Here is a 12,333-nt window from a genome sequence, read left to right as displayed (position 1 = left end):
CGTAATTCAGTCAAAGGCAACGCGGATTTGGATAGAGGATTGTATCGGTATCGGCATTTGGTGGAAAACACCTTTGCCCGCTTGAAGCATTATCGGGCTGTAGCATCACGATTCGACAAGCTGAAGAGAAATTACGAGAGTATGGTAGCCATGGCCTGTATCATCCTCTGGCTCCCAATGTGAAACGTCAACAGACCTGTTCTTTTGAACAGGCTTATTATTTAAGGGAAGGCACGCAGTTCAACCCCTCAGCTCTGCAACTCTTACATGTTCCATTTGAAGCAAGCCACGAAGTATTCGTCAAATCGGTATCTTGCAGATTTTTATTACTCACAGCCCATACTCTCCGGCAAAACGGATAAAAAAATATAAACTGGCTGGCTTGCTCCGGAGGAGCTGGCTGGCTAAAAAGCCGCGGTTCACGCGCAGGCGTTCATCCCGACGGGATGGTTAAGAAAATTCTTCCTTCAACGCTTACAGGGTATTATTTCTGGTCTCACTTTACGTGAGCTGCTGCGGGCGCATTCCGTGTGACGAAAATGCCTTGTGTCTCATGTCTCGTCTTGAAAACACGGAACTGAAAGCAGGAAATGAGGAAATAAGAATTTGAAATAATTTTTATTATCTCATTGAATGAGAATTATTTTATTTTATTTCAACAATGAAGGAAAAGCAATAAGCTGGCCAAAATCCCCGCGTTGGTTTTATGGCCCGATAAATATAAGATTTTGAAGGGAAGCCTGCAGTTTGTTTTTTTTCCGTCTTGGTCAGCAGCGGGACCAGAGTTACCCAATATTTGTCGTAATTTCTTACACTCGCGCCTCTGAAAAGCAGAATTAGCTACGTAAACTAGTGTTTTAGCAAGAAAAAGCTATACGGCACGGTTTTTGCTTATACTAATAAGGCTATAGTTTGCTTTTTCATATAATTATAATTACGGCCAATATGAATTGTATTGATAAACAGCAAAAAGAGGGCCGATGCAAAAAGATTCTTGCAGTGTCGTCCTCCGGAGGTCACTGGATCGAGCTTTTGCGTTTACGTCCAGCCTTCGCGGGGCACGAGGTGGTCTATATTACTACCCAGAAAGGCAGCCAAAGCCAAGTCCCCGGAGAACGCCTTTACATTGTGCTCGATGCGAACAGACACACCAAGCTCCGTATGGTACTCACGTTTATACAGATATTTTTACTCATAGTGCTGGAGCAACCAGATATCGTTATCTCTACAGGTGCCGCACCTGGCTACTTCGCACTAAAGTTCGGCAAGTGGTTCGGCGCGCGTACCATATGGCTGGAAAGCATTGCCAATGCTGAAGAGTTATCGCTGTCAACCAAGCTTGTGCAGCCTTACGCTGACTTATGGTTGACCCAATGGCCGCACATTGCTAAACCTGGTGGCCCATACTACAAGGGAGATATCCTCTGATCCTTGTTACGGTTGGGACGCAGCTACCCTTCGACCGGCTGGTCAAGGCTATGGACTCTTGGGCGGGTAGCAACCCGTCCGAGCAAGTATTTGCCCAAATTGGCAATAGTAGCTATATTCCGAAACATATGAATTGGGAAAGGTTCATTTCCCCAGTGCTGTTTAGGCAAAAGTGTAGCACTGCGGATTTAATGGTGTCTCATGCTGGAATCGGAAATATTCTCCTTGCCATGGAGTTTCAAAAACCGATTATTGTCATGCCTCGGCGGGAGCATCTAAACGAGCATCGAAACGACCATCAGATGGCCACTGTAAGGCGGCTGAAAGAAAAAGCTGGTATTGCCGTTATTTACGATGCATCAGATCTTCAGGAGATTATTTCCCGTTCACGGGGATCAAACATAAGACCATCTGGTTCTACTGAAGTATCACCTGCACTGATCGAGGCGATCCGAGATTTCATCACCGGCTGGGAATGACCGATAAAAACCTCTGAAGCCTTCCCCCAAAACGTTTTCTCGTCGATGAACTGTATGATCGATATCGAGTCTGCTTGAAGCAGGCCTGCGCATTGCTGAGGCTCTGCACTGTAGTGGCAACCCTGCTGAATCGCCCCTCGGGCAAGGGAAATGCCTTATCCGGCAAAGGAGTCGGAATTTTCCACTTTAGACCGTTGCTGATTTTGACGGCAGGTCAGACAGTATTATCTGTATTTCTTGCGATTTGAAAAAAAGAGGGGCTTCGAACTATGAGTGATAACAGCATATACGATAACGGAACCTATCTCAAAAAAAATCCCGGTTGGCACGAAGAAGATTCTGCATGGAAAGCAAGTCAAATATCCAGAATAATCAGAAAAAATAAGATTGTTCCGACAACTTTATGTGAGGTGGGCTGCGGCGCGGGGGAGATACTGAACTGCCTGTCAACCGAGTATTCCGACGTGATTTTTTCTGGATATGAAATTTCCCCGCAAGCATTTGAGATTTGCAGATATAAAGAAAAAGATAATCTTAAATTTTACTTGAAGAGTCTCTTTGATCATCCAGACCAAACATTCGATGTCGTAATGGCAATCGACGTTTTTGAACATATCGAGGATTATTTTGGCTTTCTTCGAAAGCTTAGGATAAGAGGTACATATAAAATATTTCATATTCCACTGGACTTATCCGTTCAATCCGTACTCCGGGCTTCACCTATTTCAAATGTCAGGGAGTCTGTCGGCCACATTCAATATTTTACCAAGGAAACCGCTTTGGCAACCTTGAAGGATACAGGATATGAAATTGTTGATTATTTTTACACGGGAAGTTCGCTTGAACTTTCTAATCGTTCTTTAAAATCCAGTCTAATGAAGCTGCCGAGAAAGCTTTTCTTTAAGCTTCATAGTGACTTTGCAGTCAGAATACTTGGTGGATTCTCATTATTGGTTCTGGCTAAGTAACTCACCTTATAAACCACCTTCCTTTATCCTGATTTACCAAAATCCTGTGCTCGAACTTTGTATTTAGCTGGAATTTTTGTCGCAATTTATGCACTTCAAAAATTCCAGCTGGTCTATGATGAGACTGCGCAGTCAGAAGCTCAACTGAAGAGGACAGCCGTGACTGTTAGCAGCGGATGACAGGGGTGTCGCAGGACATTGATCCTGTATGTCGGCAATGCCATCTCCATCCGAATCGATAAGAGTAGAGTGGCGGGTGTAGATAATTTCAGATGAGTACGGACCCACCAAGTGTGGCCAAGTAATCGGCGCCCCATCGACGAATGAAACGTATTGACCGCACATAGTTGAAATGGTGCCGTCATCCGGGCAGGAGATCTCTGATTCGGTACCGCTCGAGTTGGTTAACAGTGCAGTGCGTAGCGTCGCGCCTACTTGCTGCAGAGGAACTATCTCCACATTAGCGATCGTAATATCTTTCCCCGATTCGACATAAAAATCGATACGCGCGCCATTGTCTCCGGTAACGGGGTCGTTCTTTTTTATGGTTGAAGTCGACTCGATGAGTAAGGCATGACGTTTCCAGCCCGGGCTTCCGTAAATTGATGTCTTCCCGCGGCTAAATAGCTCATAACCATTGTCGCCCCCGCCTCCTCGTCTGGGGGTAATCACGACTCTCTGATTGTCAACTTCAGTCTTTATATCGAATGTCAGGCGATACCAGCGACCCGCCTCAACGGAAAAATTTGGCGATATCAGCATGCTCGGGGTGCCGATAGCGCTCATCCTGATACAGGGTGAAGAGCCACAGGTTCCAACCGAGGCCATTGCGCCTGCACTGTCACTCCAAGCTCGCCAGCCTGGAGCGCTCGTGGTCATATCGATTGGCGTGAGAAGGCTTTCACCCTGGACCTGGAAGCTGGTGTAGCCCGCTTGAGTAATTTGTTTGCCGTTCGGGTCGAGATTTCGGGCTACACCGTCAGTACGCGCTGATTGCCATTCGATGAAGTCATATTCCAGCTCACCCCCATCCCAGCGTTCCCGCGCGATCCGCTGGGATACTAATGCCGAGTGGTAATTGAAGTCATAGCTCGCAAAGCGTGCGGTGCTCGAAAAGACAGACTGCGCCACTACTCCCTGAGCGTCACCAAGCGGAAAGATGAGATTATTGGTGATAGTATTGCCGGAAATGTCGCCCGCGGGGTCGAAACTTTGAGTTCCTTCCTGGAACCAGATCTGGTAGCGGCGATTTCCGTAAAGTGTGTTGCGATGGATAAGATTGCCCGCAGTGTTGTGCAGTAGAATGCCGTGCTCCGCGTTTTCCACGGTGTTTCCGGTAACCGTAACGTCGGAGCCAGGTTCGTCCAGATAAATTCCTGACGTGTGCGGTCGCGTACCGGGATGACCGTGGAGATTACCGATCAGATTGCGGATAATATTATCTTCGATTTTGCTATTGTGATTTAGACCATACACGTAGGTTCCCCCGCAGTCGTCCATTACAGCGCAGGCGTTTTCGATGTTGTTACGGCTTACCGAGCTGTTGGGGCCAACAAGTATGCCGTGATAAGCCGCGTCACGAATGCTGTTTCCATCAATAGTGGCGCCGGCGCCGGTATTGATGGCAGCAATTGAGGGACGCGGAAGGGATACAATGTGGCCGTTCTGAACCCGTACGGCGCTGCCTTCAATTTGATTACCCAGGACCCGCAAGCCCTCGGCTGATCTCAGTCCCGCAAGCATACCGCTTACGGCATCTAGACCCGTGTTGATAATCCGGTTATTCTGGACCAGGTTGTCTTTCGATACTGCCGCCAGCACCCCTTCCTCAACAGTTTCCTCGATATGACAATCGATAACGGCAACACGAGCACTGCGAGAAAGATCGATTCCCTTGCCGACACGCTTGACTGCCAAGCCCTGTAGCTCGATGTCTGTACGTCCAGAGAGGTCAATGCCGTTTTGGAGGTGAACGACAAAGACACGGCTCCCTGGCTCTGCCAAGTCATTGGGGCGAAGGTGAATCGCCTTATCGAGAATGTCGTAGATCCATTCACCTGGCTCGTCAAGCATCCATGGTGCGCCGGTGAAAAAATAGCCATATCCTTTGCGCAAAGGATATTTGGTAGGAGAATCCAGCGATAGCCAACCTTGGTTAACGGCAGAAATAAGCTTGCGTTCGAGTCTCCAGCCAGATGACCGGACGAAGACAGAGACGCCAGGGTGCGACAATTGGCCAGCGGTAGGCGGGGACATGTCGCTACTAAGCGGAAGGCTATTTGCCATCTCAGCATCCGAAGTAAGCAAAAAATATGGCGATTCCGGTGTCTTCGAATCGTGTCCTCGGTTTGGATGATGAGCGATTGAATGAGGTGTGTCGTCGACGTAAAGCGCCATTGGCGCGCCAACAACAGGAGTAAGGCTTATATTGTCAAGGCGAAAGATGGTGCTCCCGGCGCCCTGAAGATCAAGACGCGCATGCTCGATCGATTCGGGCGCTTGGAAGGGCAAATTAACAGTCTGCCAGGAATTATTTCCAACAATGGTAGTTATAGCGGCTACTGTATCCCATGGCGGGGCCGCACGACGTATGTTTACCTGGACAGTCTTCCCTGCGGGAATCCATATAGCTAGGGAGAGTTCATAGTTAATCCCAGCCTCGAGCGAAAAGCTGTAGGAGCTGGCCGCCCACCAGAGGGTGGAACTGGTTCCCCCATAGGCAGCGAGGCAAGGAGCTGCGCCGGAGGCACAGTTCGTGCTGCTGACAGCGATGTTGAGCGAGCCGTCCGAGGACCAGCTGTTCCACTTGGCTGTACCCTGATCAAACTGGCCATTCTCGATAATGTTGACCGGGAAGGTACTGCTGTACTTCCCTGCCTCTCCAAGGCTCCACGCGTGAGCCGGGATGGTGGTGCTCCCATCAATCAGCGGTTTCGCGTTGCAGGGCGTAGGGTAGGCGGCTATTCGGATTGGCTGAGAGACGCCGCCGGAGGCTGCTAGTCGCAGAGTCTCATGCCAGACTTGCCCACAACGGAGAAGGATGGAGTCGCCCGGAAGCAGGTTGGCCCTCGCCACCCGGGCTAGAGTCTGCCACGGTCCATCGGCGAAAGTGGTACCGCCAGGCTCCGACAGATTGCCGGACCATGAGTCATTGCCGAGTTTGGAGTCCACATAATAGGTGGCGCCCGAAGCGTAGTGCGGCAGAATGAATAATGCAGTAATAAGAAGTGCTTTTTTGGTGATTGTCATCGAATAATCTTTCCAAAGATAACTTATAGGAATTAGATAGGGTTGGTAGAGACTTGTTGATAAGTAACGCGATGTTTTAAGCAGCAATTCAAGCGCATCTATACAGTCAATTGCGATGCAATAGAGGCGCGTGATTTTGCAGAAGAGGCTCCCGCGGGGACTTACCCAACCCGACCGGATTGATGTTAACGTTACATCAGCGATAGTACTGCAAAGTGAAGCTTTGTTGAGCTCCAGGTTGTGCTTATTGATTTCCATGTTTCAGGTGCTCCTTGTATCTGTCGAGCTACGCTACACGTAGTCGCATACGTCAAGCATCACTGGCGGCAGAAATGAGGAAGCGACGCGGGCCTCGGTTTTTCCAATAAAAGCTCGTAACAATCGGATGCCGGAATGGCTAGATTGTTTTTTTGCCGTCGTGCCTTTTGGAAAATGGTCAGGACCGGTGACGTTGCTCTCCCGCTTTTACAGGTTTGTTCCTTATGCCCTTTACGGATTGAGCTGCAAAAAATTAATTCGAGGTGGACTATACGCGGGCTTTAATCTTCTGAACCGCGGAAAAAGGATAGTAAAAGGATGATTTTTTACCGATGTTTGTTTCTGGAAAAACATACCATTTTCCGCCTGGAAAACCTGCTCAGTAATTTGCTCGTTCAGTATCGATTGGCAATCGCGTTGAGAGACGGCTTATTGATGTTCAGCAGCTTTCCGGCTAGCATTCGCCCTGACCCTGTCGAGACAACTCTGTCGAAGAGACCTATCTAATCTGTGGAGCCTGAAAGATTTTTGTAACCCTCCACGACCCCAGGTCTTCGCGCTTTGGCTGATGAACTTCCCGCATCGCACACCTGACCAGATGTGTATTCTCTCGCACGCGATAATTTCAATTGAGGGATACAGGTGATCAATGTAGCGTCTGACAACGCTATGGAGGGCAAGCGAGCATCGTTAAATATGCCGATATTCTTGCAAACCTGGGGGATTAATAAAAATATGAAGGAGCGTTCTCGGCATGTTTTTACCACAAAACTGAGGACGACAAACATTACCTCTTGTTATTTATGCTATATCTTGAACCGAGCGGTGTTTATCAGCGCTTCTATATTCTCTTTTTATGATGTAAAGTTATCGATTGATGCACGGGATCCGCTTTCACCGTCCTGAAACTGTAACCAGGTTTGAATCAGCAAATTTGCTTTTTGGATCGTGGGATTACAGGCGCTTGACTTTCAATATTACGACGGGCGGCAGAAAGCAGAATTAAGCCAATACTCAATGAAGTCAGCGCAGCTAGCGTTTATGCTCGATGTTCCGCTTATCAGCGGTTGTGGTGACAGGTGATATGCGAATAGGTATACAGCGGTCCAAAGCATGAGTATCCCGACAAAACGCAAGGGACGGATTAGTATCCTTATCAAGGCCCTCAATGAGGAGGCGCAGATTGCAAATTGTCTGGCTGCGGCCGTGCGTGAGGCGCAGTCAGTTGATGGGGAAGTGATTTTGGTTGATTCACTTTCAACGGACCGGACCGTTGAAATTGCGCGCTCCTATCCCGTTCGTATTGTACAGTTTTCCCGCCAGGAAGATCGTGGCTGTGGCGCTGCCGTTCAGCTCGGTTATCAGTTCGCGCAGGGAGAATATATCTACGTTCTCGATGGTGACATGGAGTTGCAGACCGGCTTTATTGCCCACGCGCTGAATGTGCTGGAAAGGGAACCGAATGTCGCCGGAGTCGGCGGCAAACTTTTGGATAGGCAGATACGAACTGCTGCGGACTCGAGACGTGCGCAGACGCTGGGTATTTTGAGCCAAAGAATAGAAGTGGATGAGTTGGGGGGTGGAGGCCTTTATCGGCGCAAAGCTATTGAGTCCGTCGGTTATCTTGCGCACCGATGGCTCCCGGCTTTTGAAGAGGCTGAATTAGGCTTTCGTCTGCGCGCTGCTGGATGGCGATTATTCCGATTACCTGAGCCTGCTGTTTTGCATACCGGCCATACGGAATCAAATTGGAGCATGATACGCCGACTTTGGAGAAACCGCCGTTCCCATGCTGCTGGCATGTTCCTGCGTTTAGCATTTGGAAAGGCCTGGTGGTGGCGGGCCCTGCGAAGCCAATGGACTGTGATCCTTACGCCAGCAATACATTTCGTTATCTTGGGAATCGCGATCTTACTTGGAAATGGCCTGGGGGATACAGTGAGATTCTGGCTGGCGCTCGAATTTGGAGTCTGGCTGTGCCTGTGGACGATGCTCGCTGTCAAGAAACAGGATGTGCAACTGGCATGGTTCTCCTTGATCAACTGGCACATCTCAACCGCGGCGGCCCTGATCGGTTCACGCCGGCCTCTGGCTGATCCATACATACCAATCGCCGCACGAGAGATCGTTTGATCTAAGGGACGACAGTTCCTTCTATTCAATAAGTTCTGCTGGTATCTAAAAAGTGGTCGCAATCCACTGCAACGCAGGATAATTTAACTAAAAGTGGGGCGTGGTAGGTGTTTGTGCCCTATCAGAGAGATTCAGTTGCGATAACTGGGAAATAGAAAACCACGATTATCGTTTATCTTTTTGATATCAGGCTGCTGTTTCTCATGCCCCCAGCAGAACAATATTCAGATGCGAAATTCTTTTAACTTATGTACTGAGTGCTTATGCGAGTTTAGCTGTGGTGGAAAGTGTGACCACTTTTCTTTCATTTGCACGGCGGATAGCAGGGCGCAGAGGGCGCAATCGATATGAAGCGTATTTATCTGGTTGCTGGTGCTCGTCCCAATTTCATGAAAATTGCCCCTATCGTGCGTGCCATGCGAGCGCATGGCGGGTTGGGTTTCAAAATTATTCATACTGGTCAGCATTACGACCGGGATATGAATGATGTATTTTTTGAAGAACTGGGTATTCCTGCGCCGGATGTCTTCATGGCGGCAGGCGGCGGTAGCCATTCTCAGCAGACCGGCAAGATTATGGTCGCTTTCGAGGAACTGTGCCAGGCGGATCGGCCTGACGCCGTACTGGTGGTGGGTGATGTGAATTCAACGCTAGCCTGCGCGATCGTTGCGAAGAAGCTCGGCATTCCTGTGGCCCATGTTGAAGCCGGCTTGCGTAGCGGCGACATGACCATGCCGGAAGAAATCAACCGCCTGGTTACTGACAGCATTTCGGATTTATTTTTTGTTACAGAACCTAGCGGGCTCGCACATTTAAAACGCGAGGGCAAGGATGATTCCATGATCCACTATGTTGGACATGTAATGGTCGATAATTTGTTATATCAGGTGGAAAAGCTTGCCAACATTGATACAACGTTATTTCAAACAAACGAGTTCAAAATAGCCCACAGTATGAATAACGGACGCTATGGGGTGATTACGTTACATCGGCCAAGCAACGTGGATAGTGCGGAGGTAATGATGCGCATTGGCAACGCATTGACGGAAATCGCAACCGAATTACCCCTAATTTTCCCGGTACATCCACGCACACGCAATAATCTGGAGAAATTCGAAATTGATCTGGAGTCCCGCATTACACTGGTGGGCCCTCAGGGTTATATGGCTTTCCTCAATCTCTGGAAAGACGCCGCTGTCGTGTTGACCGACAGTGGGGGTCTGCAGGAAGAAACCACGGCTCTGGGTGTGCCATGCATTACTATTCGCGAGAATACTGAACGTCCGGTGACCGTCGAGGAGGGTAGCAATGTACTGGTTGGCACTGAACCGGCGCGGATAGTTGACGAGGTACGGAAAGTATTGCGCGGGGAAGGCAAACAAGGGCGGCGTCCTCATTTATGGGATGGCAGGGCAGCGGAGCGAATCGTCAAAATACTTGCAATGGAGCTTGCCTGTGATTCGTAATACATTGAAGCAACTTTGAAGCAACTCAGGCTATGTTTTTATAATCGATTTGGTAAATTCGATGCGAAAGAAGAAAATGCTTTCTGGGTGAAATGATGATAAAACTGAAGTGAGACATTGAGTATATATAGAGTGACCTTAGTGTTCAATCAGGATACCCCATGATTCTTATTACCGGTGGTGCGGGTTATATTGGTTCTCATACCTGTGTGGAATTACTCGGAGCAGGCTTTAATGTCACGGTATTCGACAATTTTTGTAACAGTCACCCTGAGGCATTACGGCGAGCTGAGCATATCACCGGAAAAAAACTCCGCGTTGTGCGAGGGGATTGCCGTGATCGCTCCTCCTTGACCAAAGCCTTGAAAGAGAGTGCAGCGACGGCAGTCATCCACTTCGCCGGCCTTAAAGCCGTGGGAGAGTCGGTAAAGCAACCGCTCGCTTACTACGACAATAACGTTGCAGGTACGCTTCGTTTGTTAGAAGCGATGAATGAGTGTGGGGTGAAAACGCTGGTATTCAGTTCTTCCGCCACTGTTTATGGCGAGCCAAGATGGTTGCCATTAACGGAAGATCATCCTCTCTCTGCCACGAATCCCTATGGGCGGAGCAAACTGATGATTGAGGAAATTCTGCGCGATCTGTACCGCAGCGATCCTTCCTGGCGTTGCGCCGTACTCAGGTATTTCAATCCAGTAGGAGCTCATGCCAGCGGATTGATTGGGGAAGATCCCAGAGGCATCCCCGATAACCTCATGCCCTTCGTGGCCCAGGTTGCGATTGGGCGGCGGAAATATCTGAATGTGTGGGGCGACGACTATCCCACACCGGATGGCACAGGTGTGCGCGACTACATTCACGTTGTCGATTTGGCGCTAGGCCACCTCAAAGCCCTCGAAGCGCTGAAAAACTCCGCGGTACTCAGTACAGAAGTTGTTAACAAGCAAGGAGGTTGCCTGACGGTAAATCTCGGAACCGGGACAGGCTATAGCGTGCTGGAAATGGTAAGAGCTTTTGAACACGCAAGCGGTAGACAAGTGCCCTATAGAATTGCTCCCCGTCGTTCCGGGGATATAGCCTCCTGCTATGCCGATGCAAAACTGGCCTATGATTTGCTGGGATGGCGGGCAGAGCGTGGCCTGAAAGCGATGTGTGAGGATACATGGCGGTGGCAAAGCGCCAATCCTGAAGGATATGGACGTGAGGTTTAAAACATGAAGCAGCGCGAATGTTCCTCTTTCCGCCGCGCTCCTGGCGGGCAGGAGGAACCACTTCTGTTGCAAATAGAAAATATATCAACCTCATCGGTGAAATTTCCGTGCAGTCATTAATCCCTGTGGTGCTGTCAGGGGGGTCGGGCACACGTTTGTGGCCCCTTTCTCGCGAGCAATATCCCAAGCAACTCTTGCGGTTGATCGGGGATGAGTCGCTATTGCAGGTCACGTTACGGCGCATGGAGGGTCTCACGGATATACCAGTTGAGGTACCGTTGGTCGTTTGCAATGAGGAATACCGTTTTGTGGTTGCTGAGCAACTGCGGTTGATGGAAACAAAAGGTACTATCCTGCTTGAGCCAACCGGACGTAACACCGCTCCGGCACTAACCCTGGCCGCTTTGGCTGCGACGAGCGAAGGCGAGGATCCGGTCATGCTGGTGATGCCCGCTGACCACGTCATTCTGGATAAACCCAGTTTTCAGGCAGAAGTACGCAAAGGTGTTGTCCTTGCAGCCGAAGGCGCAGTCGTTACCTTCGGCATTACGCCTGACTCACCCGAGACAGGCTACGGCTACATACAGGCGGGTGAGATGATCGGAACGAGTGGCGGCAGACGTATTGCGCGTTTTGTGGAAAAGCCCGATCTCGCCACGGCGCAAGCTTATCTCGATGCGGGTTCTTATTTTTGGAACAGCGGCTTGTTCATACTGCGCGCTTCAGTGTGGCTCTCGGCTATCGGATTATGCCGGAACGATATTCTGGCGGCCTGCGAGTCGGCATGGGCATTACGATCTACGGATGGAGATTTTGTTCGTGTCGGTAAAGAGGCGTTCTTGCAATGCCCGAGCGACTCGATCGACTATGCTGTAATGGAACGCCTTGCCGTTGGCGAGATAGCTCCGGCGGGAGTAATGATGCCGCTGTCGGCCGGCTGGTCCGATGTTGGCGCCTGGAATTCCTTGTGGCAGGTGTTGCCCAAGGATCATCAAGGCAATGTATCGCAGGGCGATGTGCTGTTGGATAACTGTCATAACGTGCTTGCTGTGTCGGAACATCGGCTTGTAGCGTGCGTAGGAGTAGAGGATATGGTGGTAGTGGAAACTCCGGATGCCATTCTGGTCGCGCAGATGAGCAA

8 protein-coding genes and 1 pseudogene are annotated in these 12,333 nt (G+C 49.7%); 8 read left to right on the top strand and 1 reads right to left on the bottom strand.

Annotation, left to right across the window (positions count from 1 at the left end):
- The 4 genes and pseudogenes from AC52W5_RS07880 to AC52W5_RS07865 form a co-directional block, all read left to right on the top strand.
- Nucleotides 1-183, top strand: a pseudogene (locus AC52W5_RS07880) (IS5/IS1182 family transposase); the annotation flags it as partial.
- 762 nt (nt 184-945) lie between these two features.
- Nucleotides 946-1,428: a hypothetical protein gene (locus AC52W5_RS07875; protein WP_495670600.1), complete on the top strand. Its 483-nt coding sequence runs from the start codon at nt 946-948 to the stop codon at nt 1,426-1,428.
- Nucleotides 1,404-1,907 carry a glycosyltransferase gene (locus tag AC52W5_RS07870; RefSeq protein WP_495670601.1) on the top strand — a complete coding sequence of 168 codons (504 nt, stop codon included), beginning with the start codon at nt 1,404-1,406 and terminating at the stop codon, nt 1,905-1,907. The genes AC52W5_RS07875 and AC52W5_RS07870 overlap by 25 nt, the downstream gene beginning before the upstream one ends.
- Nucleotides 1,908-2,176: 269 nt before the next feature.
- Nucleotides 2,177-2,875 carry a class I SAM-dependent methyltransferase gene (locus tag AC52W5_RS07865; RefSeq protein WP_495670599.1) on the top strand — a complete coding sequence of 233 codons (699 nt, stop codon included), beginning with the start codon at nt 2,177-2,179 and terminating at the stop codon, nt 2,873-2,875.
- Between the two features lie 132 nt (nt 2,876-3,007).
- Here AC52W5_RS07865 and AC52W5_RS07860 read toward each other — a convergent pair whose 3' ends face one another.
- Nucleotides 3,008-6,124 (bottom strand): right-handed parallel beta-helix repeat-containing protein, encoded by a 3,117-nt coding sequence (locus AC52W5_RS07860; protein ID WP_495670598.1) that lies wholly within the window; start codon nt 6,122-6,124, stop codon nt 3,008-3,010.
- Between the two features lie 1,371 nt (nt 6,125-7,495).
- Here AC52W5_RS07860 and AC52W5_RS07855 point away from each other — a divergent pair.
- From AC52W5_RS07855 to AC52W5_RS07840, 4 genes are all read left to right on the top strand, one after another.
- Complete coding sequence (locus AC52W5_RS07855; protein ID WP_495670597.1) at nt 7,496-8,515, top strand: glycosyltransferase family 2 protein; 1,020 nt, start codon at nt 7,496-7,498, stop codon at nt 8,513-8,515.
- 347 nt (nt 8,516-8,862) lie between these two features.
- A complete protein-coding gene (gene wecB, locus AC52W5_RS07850) occupies nt 8,863-9,981 on the top strand; it encodes a non-hydrolyzing UDP-N-acetylglucosamine 2-epimerase (RefSeq protein ID WP_495670596.1) in 1,119 nt (372 codons plus the stop codon).
- A 161-nt stretch (nt 9,982-10,142) separates the two neighbouring features.
- Nucleotides 10,143-11,192, top strand: a complete 1,050-nt coding sequence (galE, locus tag AC52W5_RS07845) for a UDP-glucose 4-epimerase GalE (protein WP_495670595.1) — start codon at nt 10,143-10,145, stop codon at nt 11,190-11,192.
- A 17-nt stretch (nt 11,193-11,209) separates the two neighbouring features.
- Nucleotides 11,210-12,333 (top strand): mannose-1-phosphate guanylyltransferase/mannose-6-phosphate isomerase (locus AC52W5_RS07840; RefSeq protein ID WP_495670594.1); only part of this gene is annotated, 1,124 nt, incomplete at its 3' end.

The organism is Nitrosospira sp. CT (assembly GCF_059489795.1).
The sequence above is the reverse complement of the archived record's forward strand: the minus strand, read 5'-3'. Positions and strand labels throughout refer to the sequence as shown.